Annotated in this window: 19 protein-coding genes and 1 pseudogene; 16 read left to right on the top strand and 4 right to left on the bottom strand. The window is 63.6% G+C overall.

Annotation, left to right across the window (positions count from 1 at the left end):
- Nucleotides 1-208 precede the first annotated feature (208 nt).
- Nucleotides 209-2,989, top strand: coding sequence for a phosphoenolpyruvate carboxylase (gene ppc, locus HB630_RS07450; protein WP_213771904.1), 2,781 nt, complete (start codon nucleotides 209-211; stop codon nucleotides 2,987-2,989).
- 22 nt (nucleotides 2,990-3,011) lie between these two features.
- On the opposite strand, the gene HB630_RS07445 is transcribed toward ppc, so the two are convergent.
- From HB630_RS07445 to HB630_RS07435, 3 genes and pseudogenes are all read right to left on the bottom strand, one after another.
- Nucleotides 3,012-4,127: an SMP-30/gluconolactonase/LRE family protein gene (locus HB630_RS07445; RefSeq protein WP_213771342.1), complete on the bottom strand. Its 1,116-nt coding sequence runs from the start codon at nucleotides 4,125-4,127 to the stop codon at nucleotides 3,012-3,014.
- Nucleotides 4,128-4,266: 139 nt separating this feature from the next.
- Complete coding sequence (locus tag HB630_RS07440) at nucleotides 4,267-5,187, bottom strand: SDR family NAD(P)-dependent oxidoreductase (protein ID WP_213771341.1); 921 nt, start codon at nucleotides 5,185-5,187, stop codon at nucleotides 4,267-4,269.
- 199 nt (nucleotides 5,188-5,386) lie between these two features.
- A pseudogene (locus HB630_RS07435) lies at nucleotides 5,387-5,542 on the bottom strand (DNA-binding protein); the annotation flags it as partial.
- Nucleotides 5,543-5,719: 177 nt separating this feature from the next.
- Here HB630_RS07435 and HB630_RS07430 point away from each other — a divergent pair.
- The 11 genes from HB630_RS07430 (at nucleotide 5,720) to alkB (ending at nucleotide 15,627) form a co-directional block, all read left to right on the top strand.
- Entirely contained in the window at nucleotides 5,720-6,973 is a 1,254-nt protein-coding gene (locus tag HB630_RS07430; protein WP_213771339.1) for an amino acid ABC transporter substrate-binding protein, read from the top strand.
- A 43-nt stretch (nucleotides 6,974-7,016) separates the two neighbouring features.
- Entirely contained in the window at nucleotides 7,017-7,943 is a 927-nt protein-coding gene (locus HB630_RS07425; RefSeq protein WP_213771337.1) for a branched-chain amino acid ABC transporter permease, read from the top strand.
- Complete coding sequence (locus HB630_RS07420) at nucleotides 7,936-8,856, top strand: branched-chain amino acid ABC transporter permease (RefSeq protein ID WP_213771336.1); 921 nt, start codon at nucleotides 7,936-7,938, stop codon at nucleotides 8,854-8,856. Before HB630_RS07425 ends, HB630_RS07420 begins: the two co-directional genes overlap by 8 nt.
- The gene (locus tag HB630_RS07415; RefSeq protein ID WP_213771334.1) at nucleotides 8,846-9,577 is read left to right on the top strand and encodes an ATP-binding cassette domain-containing protein; all 732 of its coding nucleotides are present in this window, start codon (nucleotides 8,846-8,848) and stop codon (nucleotides 9,575-9,577) included. The genes HB630_RS07420 and HB630_RS07415 overlap by 11 nt, the downstream gene beginning before the upstream one ends.
- Nucleotides 9,567-10,286, top strand: a complete 720-nt coding sequence (locus HB630_RS07410) for an ABC transporter ATP-binding protein (RefSeq protein ID WP_213771332.1) — start codon at nucleotides 9,567-9,569, stop codon at nucleotides 10,284-10,286. Before HB630_RS07415 ends, HB630_RS07410 begins: the two co-directional genes overlap by 11 nt.
- Nucleotides 10,286-11,626 (top strand): acyclic terpene utilization AtuA family protein, encoded by a 1,341-nt coding sequence (locus tag HB630_RS07405; RefSeq protein ID WP_213771330.1) that lies wholly within the window; start codon nucleotides 10,286-10,288, stop codon nucleotides 11,624-11,626. The genes HB630_RS07410 and HB630_RS07405 overlap by 1 nt, the downstream gene beginning before the upstream one ends.
- Nucleotides 11,627-11,629: 3 nt before the next feature.
- Nucleotides 11,630-11,950, top strand: coding sequence for a hypothetical protein (locus HB630_RS07400; RefSeq protein ID WP_213771329.1), 321 nt, complete (start codon nucleotides 11,630-11,632; stop codon nucleotides 11,948-11,950).
- A 53-nt stretch (nucleotides 11,951-12,003) separates the two neighbouring features.
- Nucleotides 12,004-13,353 carry an amidase gene (locus HB630_RS07395; RefSeq protein WP_213771328.1) on the top strand — a complete coding sequence of 450 codons (1,350 nt, stop codon included), beginning with the start codon at nucleotides 12,004-12,006 and terminating at the stop codon, nucleotides 13,351-13,353.
- On the top strand, nucleotides 13,346-14,032 hold the full coding sequence (locus tag HB630_RS07390) for a DUF2848 family protein (RefSeq protein WP_213771327.1): 687 nt from the start codon (nucleotides 13,346-13,348) through the stop codon (nucleotides 14,030-14,032). The genes HB630_RS07395 and HB630_RS07390 overlap by 8 nt, the downstream gene beginning before the upstream one ends.
- Nucleotides 14,033-14,217: 185 nt before the next feature.
- Nucleotides 14,218-14,967: a 2OG-Fe(II) oxygenase gene (locus tag HB630_RS07385; protein WP_213771326.1), complete on the top strand. Its 750-nt coding sequence runs from the start codon at nucleotides 14,218-14,220 to the stop codon at nucleotides 14,965-14,967.
- Between the two features lie 6 nt (nucleotides 14,968-14,973).
- On the top strand, nucleotides 14,974-15,627 hold the full coding sequence (alkB, locus tag HB630_RS07380; protein WP_213771325.1) for a DNA oxidative demethylase AlkB: 654 nt from the start codon (nucleotides 14,974-14,976) through the stop codon (nucleotides 15,625-15,627).
- Between the two features lie 76 nt (nucleotides 15,628-15,703).
- Here the strand turns inward: alkB and HB630_RS07375 are convergent, their stop codons facing one another.
- Nucleotides 15,704-17,329 carry a thiamine pyrophosphate-dependent enzyme gene (locus tag HB630_RS07375; RefSeq protein WP_213771323.1) on the bottom strand — a complete coding sequence of 542 codons (1,626 nt, stop codon included), beginning with the start codon at nucleotides 17,327-17,329 and terminating at the stop codon, nucleotides 15,704-15,706.
- Nucleotides 17,330-17,683: 354 nt separating this feature from the next.
- Here HB630_RS07375 and HB630_RS07370 point away from each other — a divergent pair, with 354 nt between their 5' ends.
- From HB630_RS07370 to HB630_RS07355, 4 genes are all read left to right on the top strand, one after another.
- Entirely contained in the window at nucleotides 17,684-18,829 is a 1,146-nt protein-coding gene (locus tag HB630_RS07370) for an ABC transporter substrate-binding protein (protein ID WP_213771321.1), read from the top strand.
- Nucleotides 18,830-18,916: 87 nt separating this feature from the next.
- Complete coding sequence (locus tag HB630_RS07365) at nucleotides 18,917-19,792, top strand: branched-chain amino acid ABC transporter permease (protein ID WP_213771319.1); 876 nt, start codon at nucleotides 18,917-18,919, stop codon at nucleotides 19,790-19,792.
- Complete coding sequence (locus HB630_RS07360; RefSeq protein WP_213771317.1) at nucleotides 19,789-21,570, top strand: branched-chain amino acid ABC transporter ATP-binding protein/permease; 1,782 nt, start codon at nucleotides 19,789-19,791, stop codon at nucleotides 21,568-21,570. The genes HB630_RS07365 and HB630_RS07360 overlap by 4 nt, the downstream gene beginning before the upstream one ends.
- Nucleotides 21,570-22,298: an ABC transporter ATP-binding protein gene (locus HB630_RS07355; RefSeq protein ID WP_213771315.1), complete on the top strand. Its 729-nt coding sequence runs from the start codon at nucleotides 21,570-21,572 to the stop codon at nucleotides 22,296-22,298. Before HB630_RS07360 ends, HB630_RS07355 begins: the two co-directional genes overlap by 1 nt.
- The last annotated feature ends 14 nt before the right edge of the window (nucleotides 22,299-22,312 follow it).

Below are 22,312 nucleotides of genomic sequence, written 5' to 3'. Positions count from 1 at the left end.
CTCGGACAGGATCGCCGACGTCTCCCGGTGATCCGTGTCTTTGATGGAATGGTGCCGCAAGCCAGGACGTGGATGGCCGGAACAGATCCGGCAATGACGAAAGAAACGCGGATCGCCGCCTCTATCTTGATCTTGCGCCGCATCGAAAAAATTGCAGACTGGGACCGCCGGGCAGTTTCTGGAGCCGTCAGCCATGTCCACCCAGATCATGTCTCCCCAGATCATGCCTTCTGACGCCGACGCCGGATCCCATCGTGTCGAGGACGTCTCGGCGCTCGAAGAAGATGCGCGGCTCAGGAACGACATCCGGCTGTTGGGGCGCATCCTCGGCGACACCGTGCGCGACCAGGAGGGCGCCGATGTGTTCGACCTGGTCGAGCGCATCCGGCAGACCTCGATCCGGTTCCACCGCGACGAGGACCGCCTGGCGCGGCGCGAGCTCGAAACCATTCTCGACAGCATGTCGATCAGCGAGACCGTGCGGATCGTCCGCGCCTTCAGCTATTTTTCGCATCTCGCCAACATCGCCGAAGACCAGAACAACATCCGCCGGATGCGCGCTCGGCCTTCGGGAATATTTGCCGATACCCTGGCGCATGCGCGGGCGGCGGGTTTCAGCGCCGCCGATCTGCGTAGTTTCTTCAAGGGCGCTCTGGTCAGCCCGGTTCTGACCGCGCATCCGACCGAAGTGCGGCGCAAGAGCACCATCGACCGCGAGATGGAAGTCGCGGCGCTGCTGGATCGCCGCGAGCGGGTCCAGTTGACGGCGGAAGAGATCGAGGCCGGCGAGGAGCAGTTGCGCCGCGAGGTGGAGACGTTGTGGCAGACCAATCTCCTGCGCCGTACCAAGCTCACGGTGCTCGACGAGGTCGCCAACGGCCTTTCCTTCTATGACTATAGCTTCCTGCATGAGGTGCCGCGGCTGCATTGCGCGCTGGAGGATCGGCTGGACAGGGAAGACGATGATCCAGATCCGGGCGAACTCGCCTCTTTCCTCAAGATGGGAAGCTGGATCGGGGGCGACCGCGACGGCAATGCCTTCGTCACCGCCGACATCATGCGCGGCACGCTGCGCCTGCAATCGAGCCGCGTGCTCAATTATTACCTTGAAGAGCTGCATGTGCTCGGCTCCGAATTGTCGCTGGCGGCGCATCTGGCCGATATTTCCGAGGAGCTGCGTGCGCTGGCTCAGCGCTCGCCCGACACTTCGCCGCATCGGAAGGGCGAGCCGTACCGGCTGGCGGTCTCTGGGATCTATGCGCGTCTCACCGCGACCGCCGCGAAGCTCGATGTGGAGATCACGCGCAAGCCGGTGGGCGAGGCCGCGCCCTATGCGAGCGTGCAGGAGTTCAAGGCCGATCTCGACGTGCTCGACCGCTCGCTGGTCGCGAACAATTCCCGCGTCATCGCCCGCGGGCGCTTGCGGCTGCTGCGCCGGGCGGTGGATTGCTTCGGCTTCCATCTGGCCCGACTCGACATGCGGCAGAATTCCGCGGTGCATGAACGCACGGTCGCGGAACTGATCGATGCCGCGACGCCGGGTATGTCGTATCTGGCCCTGAGCGAGGACGCGCGGATCGCGCTGCTGTCGAACGAATTGCGCAATGCGCGGCCGCTGACCTCGTCATTCGTGAAGTACAGCGAAGAGACGCTGGGCGAACTCGCGGTGTTCCACGCCGCCGTCGAGGCGCACGCCAAATTCGGCGCCGACGTCATTTCCCAATGCATCATCTCGATGTGTCAGGGGATGTCGGACATGCTCGAAGTCGCGTTGCTGTTGAAGGAGGCCGGGCTGGTCGATCCTTCCGGCCGCAGCGCCATCAACATCGTGCCGTTGTTCGAGACCATCGAGGATTTGCAGGCTTCCAGCGGCATCATGGACCGGATGCTGGCGCTGCACGATTACCGCAAGCTGGTGGACAGTCGCGGCGCGGTGCAGGAAGTGATGCTCGGCTATTCCGACAGCAACAAGGATGGCGGCTTCGTCACCTCGGGCTGGGAACTCTACAAGGCCGAGATCGGGCTGGTCGGCGTGTTCGAGCGCCACGGCGTACGCCTGCGGCTGTTCCACGGCCGCGGCGGTTCGGTCGGCCGCGGCGGCGGACCGAGCTATGATGCGATCATCGCGCAGCCGGGCGGGGCGGTGAACGGCCAGATCCGGATCACCGAGCAGGGCGAAATCATTTCCAGCAAATATTCCAACGCCGAGGTCGGCCGCAACAATCTGGAAATCCTCGCCGCGGCAACGCTGGAAGCGAGCCTGTTGCAGCCGAAGCAGAGCGCGCCGCGCCGCGAATATCTGGAGGCGATGGAGGAATTGTCCGCGCTCGCCTTCAAGGCCTATCGCGGGCTGGTCTATGAGACCGAGGGCTTCGCGGATTATTTCTGGGCCTCCACGGTCATCACCGAGATCGCAACGCTGAACATCGGCAGCCGGCCGGCGTCGCGTAAGAAAACCCGCGCGATCGAGGATCTTCGCGCCATCCCCTGGGTCTTCAGCTGGGCGCAGTGCCGCCTGATGCTGCCGGGCTGGTACGGTTTCGGCAGCGCGGTCGAGGCCTGGATCGCGCAGCATCCGGACCAGGGCATGCCGTTCCTGAAGGAGATCTATCGCGACTGGCCGTTCTTCCGCATGCTGCTGTCGAACATGGACATGGTGCTGGCGAAAAGCTCGATCGCGATCGCGTCGCGTTACGCCGAACTGGTGCCGGACGAGAGCCTGCGCGAAAACATCTTCGGGCGCATCCGCCGCGAATGGCACAGCTCGATCGAGGCGCTGCTCGACATCATGGGACAGGACCGGTTGCTGCAAGGCAATCCGCTGCTGGAACGTTCGATCCGCAACCGCTTTCCCTATCTCGATCCGCTGAACCATGTGCAGGTCGAGTTGCTGAAAGAGCATCGCGCACAGAATCCGGACGAGCAGATCCTGCGCGGCATCCAGCTCACCATCAACGGCATTTCGGCGGGGTTGAGGAATAGCGGTTAGGTGTGGCGTTGCTGGCGCGACCTCAGCAATTATGCGCGCCCTGGGTCTCGACATAAACCGCGTAGAGCGACTGGCTCGCCGTCATGAACAGGCGGTTGCGCTTGCGGCCGCCGAAGCAGAGATTGGCGCAGGCCTCGGGCAGCCGGATCTGGCCGATGCGTTCGCCGTCCGGCGCGAACACCTGGACGCCGTCATAACCGTCGCCGACCCAGCCCGCGCCGACCCAGATATTGCCCTCGGTGTCGACCCGCATGCCGTCCGGAAATCCGGATTTGCCGTCCAGCGCCATGTCGAGCAGCGTGCGCGGATTGGAAAGCTTGTCGCCATCGAGATCGTATTGCCACACGATGTTCTTGGCGTTCGGGTAATGCGTGCTGCCGCTGTCGCAGACATAGACCTTCTTGTAGTCATGGCTGAAGGCGATGCCGTTCGGTTTGAACGGCTCGTCGGCAACCTTGGTGACCTGGCCGGTCAGCGCGTCGACGCGGTAGACCGCTTCCTTCTGATAGGGCTGCAGCGAGCCGTTATTGGTCCTTTGCCCCTCGTAAAGGACGATCGCGCCGTAGCCGGGATCGGTGAACCAGATCGATTTGTCGTTGGGATGCACCACGACATCGTTCGGGCTGTTGAGCGGCTTGCCGCCTGCCTGCTCGGCCAGCACGGTGGACGAGCCATCATGCTCGAAACGCACGACCCGGGTGCGCTCGCAAGTGATCTGCCGCCCCTCGAAATCGAAGGTGTTGCCGTTGGCTTCGTTGGACGGCTTGCGAAATTGCTCCGAGATGTGACCGTCATCGTCAAGGTAACGGAGCTGGCGGTTGGCCGGAATATCGCTCCATATCAGATATTGGCCTTGCGCGTTCCAGGCCGGCCCTTCCGCCCACAGGCAGCCGGTATAGAGCCGCTTGATCGAGGTGTTTCCGACCTTGGCCTTGAAGCGCTTGTCGTTGATGACGACAATGTCGGGATCGGGATAGCGCTGCGGCGCGGCGCCGGGGCTGTAATCGCGTGCCATGGCTTGCGAACTCATCGCGGTGGTTGTCACAAGGGCCGCCGCGCCCTTGAGCAAGACGCGGCGATCGAGATTGTCCAATCCGTCTTCGTCATGTTTGTCGGGAAAGGTCGGCTGGTTTGACATGATTGATGGCCTCCCGCGGTTTTTGTTGGGGGCAATCGTAGCTGCGCAATCCGGCAAATCTTTGGGGAAAAACCGGAGATGGTTTCGTGAGCCGTCCCTTGCGTTTCGTGAGGGGCGCTTCGAGAAATGGGAGATCTCCTCAGATCGCATCCCAGCTGAAGATATCCGCCGAGCGGTCGAGCTTGTAGAACGATGGCTTCAGCGCCGGCATCGCGTGCTCGGCGATGGTCTGCGGGGTCCAGCCTTCGCCGCGATGCACCGAGCGCAGCGGACGCGACTGGCTCATCAGGAAAATCTCGTTCATGCGCACCGCAAAAATCTGGCCGGTGACTTCCTTGGACGCCTCGCTGAGCAGGTAGGCCGCGACCGGGGCGATCTTTTCCGGCCCCATTTGCTGGAGTTTGGCGACGCGTGCTTTCTCGGCCTCGGTCTCGGTCGGAATCGTTCCGATCATCCGGCTCCAGGCGAACGGCGAGATGCAGTTCGAACGCACATTGAAACGGTTCATGTCGAGCGCGATCGATTTCGACAGGCCCACGATGCCGAGTTTGGCTGCGGCGTAATTGGCCTGGCCGAAATTGCCGACCAGACCCGAGGTCGAGGTGAAATGAACGAACGAGCCGCTTTCCTGCTCGCGGAACAGCCGTGCCGCGGCATGCGAGACGTAGAACGACCCCATCAAATGAACCTTGATGACGGATTCGAAGGCTTCGACGCTCATGCGGTGGAAGATCATGTCGCGCAGGATGCCGGCGTTGTTGACGACGCCGTCGAGCCTGCCGAAATGATCGGTCGCCGCCTTGACGATCCGGCTGGCCGGGATCGCTTCGGCGACGGTCTCGAAATTCGCCACCGCCGTGCCGCCGCGCTTCTTGATTTCCTCGACCACTTCCTCGGCCGGTGCCGCGCTCGTTCCCGAGCCGTCAGCGGCGACGCCGGGATCGTTGACCACGACCTTGGCGCCTTCGGCCGCACAGAGCAGCGCGATCTCGCTGCCGATGCCGCGCCCCGCGCCGGTGACGATGATGACTTTATCCTGGAGTGATTTGGTGCCGGTCATGATGCCTCTCTGTCCTGTTTTGCCGCGGCTCAAGCGAAATCAGATCGTCATGCGCGGGCTCGACCCGCGCATCCATCCTTCAGAAGAAGGTGGATTGCCGGGTCAAGCCCGGCAATGACGGATCGTGTGCTGCGCCCGAACCGGTCGTTTCCTAATTCTCGTTCGTAAAGATGATTGCGCCTGATGCCGTTAACATGCCGCGCGGCGGGAAGTTGACAGAAGCGCCGGCATCGCAGCGCAGCAGGCGCAATTCGCCTGCCTGCGTGCCATCCCGGAAATGTCGGGTCTCCAGCGTCGGTTTTGGTCGGGCGCGCCGCTTCGGCCATTGGTTGATCTCTCCCTGGAGCCGGCTCATTTTTGGGGCGGCTGGCTTGTATTTTGATGCGACATTGGACCGCTGGCCGTCAACGGTCCTGCGCGCCTGTCGCATGGCCATATTCCGGCACACGCACAATGGATTAGTCCGGGGTGCTTGTATCGGTGCAACCGGCCGGGCTATGGTCCGCCCGAATTGAAAAACGGGAGGACTTTAATGTTGAAGGTGACGGGCGCAATTCTGGCAGCAGGTCTGGCGATCGCTACCCAGGCGATGGCTGCCGATGCGCCGGCGGAAATCAAGGTCGGCACGCTTTACGCATCCTCGGGGCGCTACGCCTCGATTTCGATGCCGGTCTATAACGGGCTCAAGCTCTGGGCCGACCAGAAGAATGCCGAAGGCGGCGTCTATGTAAAGGCGTTCGACAAGAAAATTCCCCTCAAGCTTGTATCCTATGACGATCAGAGCAACACGGCGACCGCAGCGACGCTGTATAACCAGCTTGTCACGCAGGATAAGGTCGATCTGCTGGTTGCGGATTCGGGCTCGGTGCTGACGGCTCCGGCGGTGACGATCGCGCGCGACCGCAAGATGTTCCTGTTCGACCAGACTGGCACCGGCGCCAGCTTCTTCGCCAAGGATAATCCCTACATCGCGCTGATGGCCGACCCGGCCTCGACGGTGTGGCCCAAGCCGGTCGCGGACTTCCTCATCCATGACGGTCCTGCCCTCGGGATCAAGAAAATCGCGCTGTTGTACTCGACCAACGAATTCACCGGCACCCAGGCCAACGCATTCCGCCAGTTCATCAAGGATTCCGGAGCACCGATTGAAATCGTCTACGACCAGGGCGTTCCGACCGAGACCACCAACTACACGGTCATCATCAACAATATCGCGAACACCGAGCCTGACGCGGTGATCCATTTCGGCTATGCGCCGAACGACATCGCCTTCCTGCGCAACGTCCAGGATGTCGGGACCAAGTTCAACATGCTGTTCTGCATCTATGCCGGCCTCGAGACCGAACTGCTGGAAAAGAACGTCGGCGCCAAGGGCCTGGAGCACGTCTTCACCTATGTGCCGCCATCCGAAGCCGAATATCCCGTTAATTTCGGCATGAACATGAAGGAATATCGCGCCGCCTGGAACAAGGCCTATCCCGACGGCAAGGTCGAGTTCGGCTTCAATGCGGTCGCCGGTTACACCACCGGGCTCATCGTCGAGAAGACGCTGGCGGTTGCGACCAGCCTCGATCAGCTCGAACTGCGCCGTGCCAATTTCAGCCTGTCGGGAGAGTTGAAGACGCTCGACGGAACTTACGCGCTCGACGAGACCGGCGGCCAGATCGGCGAATTGACGCCGCTCGGCCAACTCGAACTGAACGAGCACGACTCGGACCACGTCAAGTTCGTCTCGATCTATCCGCACGAAACAGCGACCGGAAAGCCGGTTTATCCGCGTCCATGACCCGATTGCAGATTGAAGGCCGGACGCCGGGAGCGAGGCGCCGATGCTGATCTATGCGCTCGTTGCCGGTGTCCTGTTCGGGCTGTATTTCAGCCTGGTCGGAATCGGTCTCAACCTCGTGTTCGGCGTCATGCGCATCGTCAATCTTGCGCATGGCGATTTCCTGATGCTCGGCGCGTTCGTGGCGTTCGGGATCGTGACGCTGGCCGGCATCGATCCGCTGTTCGCGGTGCCGCTGGCCTTCGTGGTGTTCTTGCTGGTCGGCGTGTTGCTCTATTGGGTCCTGGTGCCGCGGCTGCAAGGCTCGGTGAATCCGGAAATGCTCTCGATCATCCTGTTCTTCGGCCTGTCGCAGGTGATCGAGGCCATTACCACGATTTTCTCCGGCACCAGCGAGCGCTCGATTCAAAGCCGGCTGCTCGGCACGGTGTTCTCGACCATCAAGGTCAAGCTGTTCGGCGGCAAGCCGGGGCCGGCCGGTCCGGTGCATATCTTCGGCCAGGGATTTCCGGCGCCGTGGGTGATCGCGGCCGGCACCAGCCTGCTCGCGATCGCTCTCGTTTACGTCTATCTGTATCGCACGCGGATGGGCACGCTGACCCGCGCGGTGATGTCACGGCGGGACGAGGCGCTGGCTACCGGCATCGACGTCGATCGCATCTCCGCCGCGGCCTTCGGCATCGGCCTCGGCCTCGCCGCGGTTGCCGGCGTGTTCGCGCCCTTCATGTTCGGATCGGTGACGCCGGCGTTCGGCGCGGACGCGACCGTCACGTCGTTCGCCATCGTCGTGCTGGGGTCGCTCGGCAATCCACTCGGTACCGCGCTCGGCGGCGTGGTTTATGGTGTCTGCTATATGATGGTACAGACCTATCTCAGTTCATGGGCCGACCTTTTGCCCTATGTGCTCCTGATCTTCATTCTGCTGTTGCGTCCGAGCGGCCTGCTTGGAAGGCGGGTGCGCGTTGCCTAGCTCCCTCAAGCATCTCTTGTTCATGGTCGTGCCGCTGGTCGTCATCTTCGCGGTGCTGCCGGGCGTGTATCAAAACCATCTGTTGCTGTTCAATTTCGTGATCTTCCTGATCCTCGCCCAGGGCGTGAACATCATTTACGGTTTTACCGGCTATCTGCCGTTCGGCTATGTCGGCTTCTTCGGCGCCGGCGCCTACGGTTTCGCGATCATGGTCATGCAGTACCAGACGCCCGCGGTGCTTGCCGTGATCGTCGCGGGCCTTGTCGGCGTCGCGTTGGGGCTGCTGCTGACACCGCTGCTGCGGCTGTCCGGCGCCTATTTCGCGATCGCCAATCTGGCCGCATCGCTGGCGGTGCTGCACTTCGTGGCCAATCCCGCGTTGGAAAGCGTCACCCGCGGGCCCTACGGGGTCGCGCTCTCCGGCACCTTCGATCCGAACATGGCCTATGCGGCGGCGGTCGTCGTGATGGCGCTGACGCTTGTTTTCGTGGTGTTCCTGAAGAATTCCCGTTTTGGCCTCGCGCTGCAGGCGGTGCGGGAAGATTCGGTCAGCGCCTCGATGGCCGGTGTCGATGTGGTGAGGATGCGCGTGATCGCGTGGCTCGCCTCGGCGCTGGTCGCCGGGCTCGCCGGCGGCGTCTATGCTTGGTACGTCTCGGTGTTCTATCCCGATAACGTCTTCAGCGGCGATTTCAGCATCTTCGCGATCGTGTTCGCGCTGTTCGGTGGGGTTGCCACCATCACCGGGCCGATCATCGGCGTCATCATGCTCTATGGCATCTACAATCTGATCGGCTTCACCGCGCCGCAATATTTCCAGTTGATCTACGGACTTCTGATCATGGGACTGGTGCTGTTCCTGCCCGCAGGGCTGGTTTCGCTCGCGACCCGCAGGGGGTGGCATGTCCCCTGACAGCAAGCCCATTCTCAATGTTTCCAAGGTCGTCAAACGCTTCGGCGGCTTTTACGCGCTCGACGGCCTGAGCTTCCATGTCGTATCAGGCGAAATCCTCGGGCTGGTCGGACCCAACGGCTCCGGCAAGACCACCGCGATCAACGTGATCTCGGGTCTCTATGCCCCTGATGGCGGTGAGATCGTGATGGATGGCGTGTCGATCGGCGGCATGGCCTCGCACAAGCTGGTTCATCGCGGCGTCAACCGCACGTTCCAGGTGCCGAAGCCGTTCATGTCGCTGACGGTGCGCCAGAACATCGAGGTTGCGCTGGCCTATGGCCGAGCCGCGGTGACGCCACCGACGACAGAGGCGCTGCTCGACGAATACCGGCTAGCCGAAGTCGCCGACCGGCCGGCGGCCGATCTCAACAACGTGCAGCAAAAGATCCTCGATCTGGTCCGCGCCCTCGCCACCCGCCCGCGGCTGCTGCTGCTCGACGAACTCGCCGCCGGGCTCAATCCGACCGAGCTCGACTGGATCGCCGAACGCATCAAGGCGTTGGCCCAGACCGGGATCGCGATCATCGTGGTCGAGCATCTCATGGGTTTCATCGAGCACATCACCGACCGCGTCATCGTCATGAACGCCGGCAAGGAGATTTTCGAGGGCAAGCTCGCGGTCGCGGTCCAGGTGCCGCAAGTCATCGAAGTGTTCCTCGGAGGCGAACATGCCGCCTGAAGCCGCGCCATTGATGAAGGCCACCGGCGTCGATGCCGGTTACGGCACGATGCAGGTGTTGTGGGGCGTCGATCTCGACGTCCGCGCCGGCGAGACCGTGCTGCTGCTCGGCGCCAACGGCGCCGGCAAGACCACCTTTCTCAAATCGCTGGTCGGGTTGATCGAGGCGCGGCGCGGCAGCATCAGCCTTGCCGGCACCGACATCACGCGGATGCGTTCCAGCGACCGGATGCGGCTCGGCATGACCTATATGTCGGAGCTCGCGGTATTCCCAGATCTGTCGATCGAGGAAAACATCCGCGTCGGCGCGCAGGCGCTGGGCCATGCCGATCCCGGCGCGCGCGTCGAGGAACTGTACGGCCTCTTTCCGGTGCTGCGCGACAAGCGCCGCAATCCGGCATCGAGCCTTTCGGGCGGCCAGCGCAAGATGCTCGGCATCGCGAAAGCGCTCGCAGCGGAGCCGAAACTCCTCGTCATGGACGAACCGTCGGCCGGCCTGTCGCCGCTGTTTGTCAAGGAAGTGCTCCGGATCCTGGCGGATTTGCGCGGTCGCGGCCTTGCGCTTTTGATCGCGGAGCAGAATATCGGCTTCCTGGAAGTGGCGACACGGGTGTTCGTGCTGGAAGGCGGCCGCATCGGCTTTTCCGGCACGGTCGCGGAAATGACCGACAACGAGGCGCTGCGGCGGGCTTATTTCGGGCTGAAGTGATGCGCACGATCAGGATCGGGTCCGGCGCGGGTTACTCGGGCGATCGCATCGAGCCCGCGCTCGAACTCGCCGAAAAGGGCGACATCCAATATCTGGTGTTCGAATGCCTCGGCGAGCGCACCGTGGCGCTGGCGCAGCAGGCGCGGATGAAAAATCCCGACAGCGGCTACGATCCGCTGCTCGAGGAGCGGATGCGTGCGGTGCTGCCGGCCTGCGCCGCCAGGGGCATCAAGATCGTCACCAATATGGGCGCGGCCAATCCCGAAGCCGCCGCGCGCAAGACCGCCGAGATCGCCAGATCGCTCGGGCTTCCGGCGCTGAAGATTGCCGCCGTGGTCGGCGACGATGTGCTCGATGCCTGCAAGCAAGGCGATCTTCCGATCATGGAATTCGACGGCACCATCAAGCAGCTTGGCAACCGGTTGTTGTCGGCCAACGCCTATCTCGGCGCCGAGCCGATGGCGCAGGCGCTGAGCGGTGGCGCCGATGTCGTCATCACCGGGCGCGCCTCGGATCCGGCGTTGTTCCTGGCGCCGATGATCCATGCCTTCGGCTGGGCGATGGACGACTGGAATCTGCTGGGGCAGGGCACTGTCGCCGGCCATTTGCTGGAATGCGCGGGGCAGATCACCGGCGGCTATTTCGCCGATCCCCCCTACAAGGATGTCGAGGGGCTGGCCCGGCTCGGCTTTCCGATCGGCGAGGTCGGCGAAGACGGCGCGCTCGTGATTACCAAGGTCGCGGGCTCCGGCGGCGCGGTGACGGCGCGGACCTGCAAGGAGCAATTGCTCTACGAGGTACACGATCCCAAACGCTATATTCAGCCGGACGTGGTCGCCGATTTCTCGCAGGTAAGGGTCGAGGAGATCGCGCCGGATCGCGTGCGCGTCAGCGGCGGGCGCGGCAGCGAGCGCACCGGCACGCTGAAAGTCTCGGTCGGCTATCTCGACAGTTTTATCGGCGAGGGGCAGATGTCCTACGCCGGGCCCGGCGCGCTGGCGCGGGGCAAACTGGCGCTGGAGATTGTCAGGGAACGGCTCAAGCTCACGGGCGTTGCGGCCAGCGAATTGCGCTTCGACCTGATCGGCCTCGACTCGCTGCACGGGCCGGAAATTTCCGCGCGCGCCAACGAACCCTATGAGGTGCGTATTCGCGTCGCGGGCCGCACCGAAAATCTGCGCGAGGCGGTGCGGATCGGCAATGAGGTCGAAACGCTCTATACCAACGGCCCGGCCGGCGGCGGCGGCGCGTTCAAATCGGCGCGCGACGTGGTCGCGGTGGCCTCGGTCCTGCTACCGCGCGAGCGTGCCATGCCGCAAGTGCGCTTCGTGGGAGCCTGAGCCATGAAGCTGCGCGAGATTGCCCATTCCCGCACCGGCGACAAGGGCAACATCTCCAACATCTCGGTCATTGCCTATGACAAGAAGGACTATCCGCTGCTGCTGGCGCAGGTCACTTCCGAACGGGTAAAAGCCCATTTCGCCGGGGTGGTCGAAGGCGAGGTGATCCGTTATGAGGTTCCGACCATCGCTGCATTAAATTTCGTTATGGATCGTGCGCTTGGCGGCGGGGTGACGCGATCACTGGCGCTCGACGCTCATGGCAAATCGCTGAGCTCCGCGCTGCTCGATCTCGACATTGAGCCCGCTTCGGGCGAAAAGTAACGCTTCCGACCGGAACCGAGCGACGGTTCCTGCAAGCGACGAGACCAGTAGCCATGCCCAACACGACAACCCTTGCCACTTTGGCCGACGATCTTGAAAGCGGACGCACCAGCGCCCGCAAACTGGTCGAGCAATGCATCGCCAGGATCGCTGACCCGGCAGGCGAGGGCCAGCGCGCCTTTATCCATGTCGACAAGGAAGCCGCCCTTGAGGCGGCCGACGCGATGGATCACCTGCGCAAGGCGAACGCCGCGCCGTCGCGGTTTGCCGGCATTCCGGTCTCGATCAAGGATCTGTTCGACATCAAGGGGCAGGTGACCCGCGCCGGCTCGCGGGCGCTGGAGGATTCGGCCCCGGCCGAAGCCGATGCGACCGTGGTGGCGCGGTTGCGCCGGGCTGGCTTCGTCGTGATCGGCCGCACCAACATGACCGAGTTCGCCTATTCCGGCATCGGCATCAATCCGCATTACGGCACCCCGAAGGGCGTATGGCAGCGCAGCGTCGGCCATGTTCCCGGCGGATCGTCATCGGGCGCGGCGGTCTCCATCGCGGACGGCATGGCCTATGGCGCGCTTGGCACCGATACCGGCGGCTCCTGCCGGATTCCAGCGGCCTTCAACGGCATTGTCGGCTTCAAGCCGACGCAGCGCCGTGTCCCGCTCGACGGCGGCGTGCCGCTGTCGTTTTCGCTCGACAGTTTCGGCCCGCTGGCGCGTACCGCCTCGTGCTGCGCGGTGCTCGACGCGGTGCTGGCCGATCAGCCGATCACGCCCTTGCAGCTGCGCCCGGTCAAGGGCATGCGGCTGGCGGTGCCGACGACTCTGGCGCTCGACGATCTCGACGATGCGGTGGCGAAAACCTTCGACCGCGCGCTGGCGGCGCTGTCGCGCCAGGGCGCGCTGATCGAGCGGGTCGAGGTGCCGGAATTCCTCGATGTTGGAATCATCAGCGCCAAAGGCGGCTTGACCGCCGCGGAGAGCTACGCCTGGCATCGCTATCTGCTCGCCAGCAAGGGCGACGATTACGATCCCCGGGTGTCGGTGCGTGTCGCGCGCGGCGAGGCCATCACCGCCGCCGAATATATCGATATGCTCAACGCCCGGCGGTCGCTGATCGCGCGCGCGGAAAAGCGCATCGCGCCCTATGACGCGCTGGTGCTGCCGACCACCGCCAACACCCCGCCGCGGATCGCCGATCTCGCCGACGACAATGCCTTCGCCGCGGCGAATTTGCGCGCGCTGCGCAATTGCACGCTCATCAACATGATCGACGGCTGCGCGATATCGCTCCCCGCCCATCGCGAGGGTGAAGTGCCGGTCGGGTTGATGCTGGCGGCGGCAGGTGGAGCGGACAGCCGCATCCTTGAACTCGCGGCCGGAATGGAGGCTGTCATCCGTGTTTGATCTCACCTTCACCATCGACGATCAGGGCGCGCCGACCCCGCTGACGCTGCCGATCGATCAGGCCGTGGTCGCCGGCTGGACCGGGCGGGATCCGGTGGCGCGCGACAAGCACATCGCCGAACTCGAGGCCATCGGCGTTGCGCGGCCGGCCACGACGCCGATCTATTACCGGGTCGCGGCGCGCCGCCTGACCACCGCCGACAGCATCGAGGTCAGCGGCGAGGACTCGAGCGGCGAGGTGGAGTTCGTGCTGATCGGATGGCAGGGCCGCGTCTTCGTCGGTCTCGGCTCCGATCACACCGACCGCAAGGTCGAAACCTACAGCGTCACCGTCTCCAAGCAGATGTGCGACAAGCCGATCGCGTCCGAATTGTGGGAACTGGAAGACGTCATCGGCCATTGGGACCGGCTGATCCTGCGCTCGTTCGCCTGGATCGATGGCGAGCGCGTGCTGTACCAGGAGGGCACGCTCGACGCGATGCTGCCGGTGAAGGAATTGATCGAGAAGGGCTTTGGCGGCAAAAATCTGCCCGACGGCTGCGCCATGTTCGGCGGTACTTTCGCGGCCAAGGGCGGCATCCGCCCCGCCAGCCGTTTTGAATACGAGTTCGAGGATCCCGTGCTGAAGCGCAGCATCCGCCACGCCTATGACGTGATCACGCTGCCGGTGCGGGGTTAGTTTGTCGTCCCGGCGAACGCCGGGACCCATAACCACCGATGAATCAGTTTGAACACGGTGGTGCCACCACCGAGCGCGACGATAAAGGCCGGTGGTTATGGGTTCTCGCTTTCGCGAGGACGACCAGAATGGAGGGGGCGGAAATCGGGTGGTGAAATGCGCTCTGCTTTGTCAAGCTGATCACCATGAAAGCCCTTGCAACAAAGAATCTCCGTTCACCGGTCTCCTCTGACATCGCCGCGCGCGTCGGTGCGATCGACTGGCGGCAGGCAAGCCACGATCTCGACGCGCAGGGCTGCGCTGTCCTGAAGCATCTGCTGTCGCCGGATGAATGCCATGCGCTGGCCGCGTTTTATCCGGATGACACGCATTTCCGCAGCCGCGTCGTGATGGGCCGCCACGGTTTCGGCCGCGGCGAGTATAAATATTTTTCCTATCCGCTTCCCGATTTGATCGCCGAATTGCGGCCGGCGCTGTATGCGCCACTCGTCAGCGTCGCCAATGGCTGGAACGAGACGATGGGGATCGAGACCCGCTATCCCGAGCTTCACGAGGCCTTCCTGAAACGCTGCCACGATGCCGGCCAGGTCAGGCCGACGCCGCTGCTGCTGCAATATGGCGCCGGCGACTATAATTGCCTGCATCAGGACCTTTATGGCGAGCACGTGTTTCCGTTGCAGGTCGCGATCCTGCTTTCGGAGCCGGGCCGCGATTTCACCGGCGGCGAATTCGTGCTGACCGAGCAGCGGCCGCGGATGCAGTCGCGGCCCGAAGTGGTGACGCTCGCGCAAGGCGACGCGGTCGTCTTTGCCGTGCATCACCGGCCGGTGCAGGGGACACGCGGGTTCTATCGCGTTAACCTGCGCCACGGCGTCAGCCGGATCCGCTCCGGCCATCGCCACACCCTCGGCGTGATCTTCCACGATGCGAAGTGAGCTGGTTTGAGCGCGGATTTATTCGACAGTCTTCCGGATCAGCGGTTTTCGCGCGAGCAAATCGCGGCGGGCGCCGTCCTGCTGCGCGGATTTGCCGGGCCGGTGGAAAGCGATCTGATCGCGGCGTTGCACGCGATCGTGGAGCAGGCGCCGTTTCGCCATATGTCGACGCCGGGCGGCCATCCAATGTCGGTGGCGATGACCAATTGCGGCGGCGCCGGCTGGGTCACCGATCGCAGCGGCTATCGCTATGATGGCATCGACCCGCAATCCGGAAAGCCCTGGCCGCCGATGCCGGAATCGTTTCGCGCGTTGGCCGGCCGCGCCGCGATGGAAGCGGGCTTCGACGCCTTCTTGCCGGATGCCTGCCTGATCAACCGCTACCAGCCGGGCGCGCGGATGTCCCTGCACCAGGACAAGGATGAGCACGATTTCGGCGCGCCGATCGTCTCGGTGTCGCTGGGCCTGCCCGCGATCTTCCTGTTCGGCGGATTGAAGCGCACCGACAAGCCAAGTCGCCATCGGCTGGAGCATGGCGATATCGTGGTGTGGGGCGGGCCGTCGCGGCTTTTCTTTCACGGCGTCGCGCCGCTCGCCGACGGCGAACATGCGGTGATGGGCCGGCAACGCATCAATCTGACGTTTCGCAAGGCGCGCTGAGCACAAGCCGCGCGAAATTTCCGCCGTCATTCCGAAGCGATGCGCAGCATCGAACCCGGAATGACGGCGGTTGATCTTATGGCTTCGCCGGATGAATGAATTTCCACGGGCTCGCTTCCGAATCCGCCGGCACCTCGATGGCGATCAGGGCCGGCCCGCCATGCGCCAGCGCCTTTTCCAGAGAGGATCGGAAATGGTCCGGCGAGGTGACGCGCCAGGCTTTCACGCCGAAGGATTCCGCGAGCCTGACGAAATCCGGATTGACGAGGTCGGAAGCCACCACGCGGCCGTCGAAGCGTTCGATCTGGTCGCGCCGCACATTGCCATAGGCGTTGTTGTTGAAGACCAGCGTCACCACGCCGATGTTGAACTGCACCGCGGTCGCCAGTTCCTGCACGCCGAACATGAAGCCGCCATCGCCGGTGATCGCGACCACGGGCCGGTCCGGATGCGCGACCTTGGCGCCGAGCGCGGTGGGGAAGCCCGAGCCGAGTGTACCCTGATAACCCGAGGTGATGAAGCTGCGCGGCTCGTAGACCGGGAAGCCGTACCAGGAGGTGAAGCCGACCTGTGACATTTCATCGGTCACGATCGCGTTCGCGGGCAGCACCTCGCGCAGGATGTTCAGATACGCTATCTGCGGCTGAATGCTTTGAATCTCCGAGAGCGCTGCGGCCGTCGCCTCGCGGATCGCCGCGCGCCGGCCGCTGGTTTTGGTGTAGCCCTGCTTTCTGACCGCGGCGAGCAGTTCGCGCGTGCCGGCCTGCGCATCGGCGACCACCGGGACGTCCACCGTCAACCGGCGCATTTCCGACGGGTCGATATCGATGCGAACCGATTTCAAGCCGTCGGGCCGGAACGGCCAGCGGAACGTGGCCGGCAATTCCATCCGCGTGCCGATGCCGATCATCAGATCGGTATGCGGCCAGAGCCGGTAGGCCGCCGCCATCGTCAGCCCAAGTTCATGGGCGTTGGAGACGATGCCGCGTCCGCTGCGGAATGCCACCACCGGCGCATCGATCAGTTCGGCCAGTTCCAGGATCTCGTCGCGGGCGGCAATGGCGCCGCTGCCGACGAAGATCATCGGCGTCTTGCTGGCCACGATCAGCGTGGCGGCGGCCTTGATGCGATCGGGATCGGGCCGCGGCGCCGGAAAAAGCTCGAACGGTTTTGCGGGGCCGACTTCGGCGCGCTGCGTGAACACGTCCCACGGCATTTCCAGCGCCACCGGGCCGCGGCGTCCCGACAGCATTTCCTGGAACGCGCGCGAAACCATGGCGGGCGCGGCATCGGGATATTCGATTCTGTCGGCCCATTTGACGAAGGTGCGCAGCGTCGCAAGCTGGTCGGGCATTTCATGCAGATGGCCGCGGCCCTTGCCGATGAAATCGGTCGGCACCTGCCCGGTCAGGCACAGCACCGGTTCGTTCGAGCCAAGGGCGGTCAGCAAGGCCGCGCCGGCGTTGAGCACGCCGGGACCGGGCACCACGCTGAACACGCCGGGCCGGCCGCTCGATCGCGCGTAGCCGAAAGCCATGTAGCCACAGGCCTGCTCATGGCGTGCGCCGATGACCTTGAGCTGCGCCTGCTGGAACGCATCGAACAGCCCGTAGATCTGCGCGCCGGGCAGGCCGAACATGGTATCGACGCCGTGCGCGATCAGGCCGTTGACGATGGCTTCGCCGCCGGAAGTGGAACTCATAGGCGCTTGTCCAATTGTTCGCGGGATCTGCAGCGGGGTGTTTTTTGACCGAAGGCGGGAATCGGAAAAGCGCCGAAATGAAGAACAAGTGAGGGCAATACACGCGGTGTTTTATTCTCTGCCCAGTATTTCGGCAATAACGTCCCCGAACGGGACGGAATAGATCGCGTGGAATAGGCGCGGCCGGCCGGCGTTAATCGTCTCTGTCGGAAGGTTTTACGCCGATAGTCGAAGTTGCCACGATACCAATTTACTCGGGGCAAAAGAAACCGTAAGTAGCAATCGGTTCCGCGTCCGTCGCGGACTGCCAACATAAGAAGGCCGGCAAACAAGTCCGGCTTCAGGGAGGATGAGATGAAGCTTACGAGACGCGACTTCGCTGCTGGTATGGCTGCCGGTATTGTCGCACCCCACATCATCACGCGTGCCCGGGCGCAGGGCGCCACCGTCAAGATCGGCATGTGCGCGCCGGTGACGGGCCCGGCTGCGGAATCCGGCGGCTACGCCATCAAGGGTGCGAAGCTCGCGCTCGATACCGTCAACAAGGCCGGCGGCATTCTCGGCAAGCAGGCGGAGTTGATCGTCGAAGACGACCAGACCACCAATCCCGGCATCGTGCTGGCCTTCTCCAAACTCGCCGCGCAGCCCGATATCGTCGGGTTCATCGGCTCGATCCGTTCCACGCAGGTCCACGCGATTGCGCCGGACGTGCTAAAGCTCGGCAAGCCCGTGATGATCGGCGGCACCGATCCGAACCTGACCCATATGGGCAATCAATGGCTGTTCCGCTGCCGTCCGAACGACAGCTATTCCGGCCGTGTCATCGCCGAATATGGCGCCAGCACGCTCGGCAAGAAGAAATGGGCCGTGCTGCATTCGACCGACGCCTTCGGCACCGCGGGCGGCAAGGCGCTGACGGAAGCGCTGACCAAGCTCGGGGTCGCGCCGGTCCTCGACCAGGGCTATGCCAACCAGAGCCAGGACTTCACGCCGGTCGTGCTCGCGATCAAGCAGTCGGGTGCCGACGTCCTCGGCTCCTATTTCACCTTCGAGAACGATCTCGGCATCTTCGCCCGGCAATTGCGCCAGCTCGGCGTCAACATTCCCTGGGTCGGTTCGCCCTCGATCACCGATGTCACCGCGCTGAAACTCGCAGGCCCCGCGCTGTACAACACCTATGGCGTGGCCGATTACGCGGAAGATTCCACCGAGGCCTCGAAGGCGTTCGCCAATGCCTATCACGATGCGTACAAGGTGGTCGCGGACGGCCAGAGTTCCTGGACCTATGATGCCATCAATGTGCTGGCGCAGGGCATCAACAAGGCGGGTTCGACCGAACCGGGCAAGATCCGCGAAGCGATCCTGGCGATCAAGAAATTCCCGGGCGCCGAGGGCGAATATAATTTCGACCAGAACGGCGACGGGCTGCACGGCTACAACGTCGTGAAGAACGAGAAGGGCAGCATCGTCTTCGATAAGCATATCGAATTCACCGATTGAGCGTGCTTTCGGCCTCCCCGGATCGAATCGGGGAGGCCGAAAGGTTTGCGGCGGATCGAATAAGTTCCTCTTTGGCGAACGCTTGTCATGGATCTTGTACTGCAGCTCCTGTTCACGGGCATCGGCATCGGCGCGGTCTACGCGCTGGTGGCGCTCGGTTTCGTGCTGATCTTCCGCGCCACCAATGTCGTCAACTTCGCGCAAGGCGAATTCTCGATGGTCGCGGCCTATCTGATGGTGGTGTTCTCGGTCGATCTCGGCTGGCCGTACTGGCTGTCTTTCCTGCTGTCGCTCGCCGGCATGGCGCTGCTCGGCGTGATCTTCAATCTCGGGGTCTATTACCCGCTGCGTCATCGCAGTTTCCTGCCGGTCATCATCGCGACCATCGGCGCCTCGATCTTGATGGCCAATTCCGTGCTCGCGATTTACGGCCCGCAACCGCAGGTGCTGCAGGGCTGGTTCGACACGCCGGGCATCCAGCTCGGGCCGGTCTATCTCGACAGCCAATATCTGCTGATCATCGCGGTGACGATCGCGCTGGTGATCTTCAATTACTGGTTCTTCGAACACACGATGCTCGGCAAGAAATTGCAGGCCACCTCGCAGGACAAGGAGATGGCCTCGCTGCTCGGCATTTCCGTCTCCACCATGATCATGCTCACCTTCATCTACTCGGCAGTGCTGGGCGGCTTGGCCGGGATTCTCGTCGCACCGGTTCTGTTCGTCTCGATCCAGATGGGTTCGACGATCGCGCTGAAGGCGTTTGCCGCGACCATCATCGGCGGCTTCGGCGATGTCACCGGCGCGATCATCGGCGGCCTCGCGCTCGGCGTGATCGAGACCTTCGGTGCCGCTTATATCTCCGTGCCGTACAAGGACGGCTTTGCGTTTCTGGTGCTGATCCTGTTCCTGGTCTTCCGGCCGCAGGGTATCTTCGGCGAACGCGTGGCGGAGAAAGCATGAGCGCGCCCAGCGACAACATGCCGATCACGGTCTCGGCCGGGCGAGCGAAGCCGCTGTTGCTGCGCCACCTGCCATATTTCATTTGCGCCGCTGTTCTCGTGGCGCTGGCCGCCGGCATGCAGTTCGACGGCTATGTGCTCAACATCCTGATGCAGGCGACGACGTTTTCGATCGCGGTGTTCGGCCTCTCGGTGGTGCTCGGCCTGTGCGGCCAGATCAACCTCGCACAGGCCGCGTTCTTCGGGTTCGGCGCCTATGCCGTCGGCATCGGCACCACCGATCTGCATCTAAACTACTGGCTGTGCCTGGTCGCGGGATGCGTGATCGCGCTGGCCGCCGGCGCGTTTCTCGGCATGTCGACGCTCCGGCTTGGCGGGCATTACCTCGCGATGGTGACGATCTCGTTCCAGCAGATCGTCACGCTGGTGATGATCAACGACATCGCGCTGACGCACGGGCCGGACGGTGTCTCGAATATCGGCCGTCCCGCCTTGTTCCAGACCTCTCAAGGTTATCTGGCGTTCTGCGTCGCCATGCTGGCGATTGTCGGCTATCTGGTCTGGCATCTGCCGGACACAAGGCTCGGCCGCGCCATGCGAGCGGTGCGTGACAACGAACTGGCCGCCGGCGTCAACGGCATCGATGTCCTGCGCACCAAGGTCTATGCGTTTGCGCTGTGCGCGGCGCTGGGCGGCCTCGCGGGCGGGCTGTTCGCCGGCGGCTTCGCCTATGTCAGCCCGGACCAATTCGCGTTTGCGGATTCCATCGTCTTCCTGACGATGTCCCTGCTCGGCGGCGTGGCGTCGCCGATCGGCTCGGCGATCGGCACCGGCCTTCTGATCCTGATCCCGGAATGGCTGCGCTTCCTGAAAAGCGTTCCCGGGCTTTATCTCGCGATCTACGGCTTGTTCGTCATCCTTATCATCCGCTTCATGCCGGACGGCATCTGGGGCTTTGTCAATGCGGCGTTCGCACGCTGGTGCGCCAAGGCCAAGGCACCGGCGCCTTCCGCAGCGCTGAAATTGATGCCGGCGACGGTCGGTGGCGATATCGTGCTCGACGTCAAAGGACTGTCGAAATATTTCGGCGGCCTCAAGGCGGTTGACGGCGTCGATATCCAGGTCAAGCGCGGCGGCGTCCACGCGCTGATCGGGCCGAACGGTTCCGGCAAGACCACGACGCTGAATGTGCTCTCCGGCCTCTACCGGGCGACATCCGGCAAGATCCTGCTCGATGGCACCGACATCACCAACATGCCGCCGCATCAGCGCACCGCGGCGGGACTGGGGCGGACGTTCCAGAACATCCGCCTGTTCCGCTCGATGACGGCGCTGGAAAATGTCGAGATCGGCGCCGAGCGGCCGGGCAACACCATGATCGGCGAGGGCGGTTCTGCCGCGCTGACCGAACGCGCGCTGGAAGCCCTGAATTTCGTCGGGCTCGGCAGCCGCGCCAATGAACTGATCTCGAGCTTCTCCTACGGCCATCAGCGGCTGATCGAGATCGCGCGCGCGCTCGCCGCCAATCCGACCCTGCTGCTGCTCGACGAGCCCGCGGCCGGGTTGAACTCGACCGAGAAGCTGGAACTGCACGAACTGCTCAAGCGCATCGCGGCCCAGGGCTTGACCATCCTGATCATCGATCACGACATGACGCTGGTCAGCGAGGCGGCCCAGCATATCACCGTGCTCAACTTCGGACGCCGCATCGCGGACGGCGAGTCGATGGCGGTGCTGCGCCATCCCGATGTCGTCTCCGCCTATCTCGGGACCGAATAATGGCGCTGCTCGACATCCGCGACCTGGTGGTCCGCTACGGCGAAATCGAAGCGCTGCGCGGGGTTTCGCTGACCGTCGATCCGGGGCAGGTGGTGACGCTGCTCGGCGCCAACGGCGCCGGCAAATCGACCACGCTGCGCGCGATCTCGGGCCTGACCAAGCCGGCCTCGGGCGAGATCCTATTCGACGGCAAGCCGATCGCGGGATTGGGGCCGGAGACCATCGTCCGGCTCGGCATTTCGCACGTGCCCGAAGGGCGGCGGATTTTCCCCGGCCTGACGGTGAAGGAAAACATCATGCTCGGCGGCTCCAACCGGCGCGCGGCGCCGTCGGAATTGTCGCGCGAGGCGGACGCGATGTTCGACCTGTTTCCGGACATCCGAAAATTCTCCGGCGCGCTCGGCTGGACGCTGTCGGGCGGGCAGTTGCAGATGGTCGCGGTGGCGCGCGGGCTGATGGCGAAGCCGCGCTTGTTGCTGCTGGACGAGCCGTCGCTCGGCCTCGCGCCGGTGATCGTGCAGGCGCTGTTCAAGATCATCGCGGAGATCCGGCGCACCACCACGGTCTTGCTTGTCGAGCAAAATGCGCGCATGGGACTTTCCGTCGCCGACTACGGCTACGTCCTGGAAACCGGGCGCATCGTGCTCGGCGGCAAGCCCGACGAATTGTGGGGCAACGAAGCCATCGCCGCCGCCTATCTCGGCGGTCACGCCAAAATCAGTGCCTGAAACAAAGAGCTATC

This window comes from Bradyrhizobium sp. dw_78 (assembly GCF_018449525.1).
GTDB lineage: Bacteria > Pseudomonadota > Alphaproteobacteria > Rhizobiales > Xanthobacteraceae > Bradyrhizobium.
The sequence above is the reverse complement of the archived record's forward strand: the minus strand, read 5'-3'. Positions and strand labels throughout refer to the sequence as shown.

Excerpts from the sequence above, each read along its gene's own strand:
- HB630_RS07440 (WP_213771341.1), bottom strand. The coding sequence starts at position 5,187 with ATGACCGGCACCAAATCACTCCAGGATAAAGTCATCATCGTCACCGGC.
- HB630_RS07395 (WP_213771328.1), top strand. The coding sequence starts at position 12,004 with ATGCCCAACACGACAACCCTTGCCACTTTGGCCGACGATCTTGAAAGC.
- HB630_RS07430 (WP_213771339.1), top strand. The coding sequence starts at position 5,720 with ATGTTGAAGGTGACGGGCGCAATTCTGGCAGCAGGTCTGGCGATCGCT.
- HB630_RS07375 (WP_213771323.1), bottom strand. The coding sequence starts at position 17,329 with ATGAGTTCCACTTCCGGCGGCGAAGCCATCGTCAACGGCCTGATCGCG.
- HB630_RS07445 (WP_213771342.1), bottom strand. The coding sequence starts at position 4,127 with ATGTCAAACCAGCCGACCTTTCCCGACAAACATGACGAAGACGGATTG.
- HB630_RS07415 (WP_213771334.1), top strand. The coding sequence starts at position 8,846 with ATGTCCCCTGACAGCAAGCCCATTCTCAATGTTTCCAAGGTCGTCAAA.
- HB630_RS07370 (WP_213771321.1), top strand. The coding sequence starts at position 17,684 with ATGAAGCTTACGAGACGCGACTTCGCTGCTGGTATGGCTGCCGGTATT.
- ppc (WP_213771904.1), top strand. The coding sequence starts at position 209 with ATGTCTCCCCAGATCATGCCTTCTGACGCCGACGCCGGATCCCATCGT.
- HB630_RS07385 (WP_213771326.1), top strand. The coding sequence starts at position 14,218 with ATGAAAGCCCTTGCAACAAAGAATCTCCGTTCACCGGTCTCCTCTGAC.
- HB630_RS07360 (WP_213771317.1), top strand. The coding sequence starts at position 19,789 with ATGAGCGCGCCCAGCGACAACATGCCGATCACGGTCTCGGCCGGGCGA.
- HB630_RS07400 (WP_213771329.1), top strand. The coding sequence starts at position 11,630 with ATGAAGCTGCGCGAGATTGCCCATTCCCGCACCGGCGACAAGGGCAAC.
- HB630_RS07405 (WP_213771330.1), top strand. The coding sequence starts at position 10,286 with ATGCGCACGATCAGGATCGGGTCCGGCGCGGGTTACTCGGGCGATCGC.
- HB630_RS07355 (WP_213771315.1), top strand. The coding sequence starts at position 21,570 with ATGGCGCTGCTCGACATCCGCGACCTGGTGGTCCGCTACGGCGAAATC.
- HB630_RS07365 (WP_213771319.1), top strand. The coding sequence starts at position 18,917 with ATGGATCTTGTACTGCAGCTCCTGTTCACGGGCATCGGCATCGGCGCG.
- HB630_RS07410 (WP_213771332.1), top strand. The coding sequence starts at position 9,567 with ATGCCGCCTGAAGCCGCGCCATTGATGAAGGCCACCGGCGTCGATGCC.
- HB630_RS07425 (WP_213771337.1), top strand. The coding sequence starts at position 7,017 with ATGCTGATCTATGCGCTCGTTGCCGGTGTCCTGTTCGGGCTGTATTTC.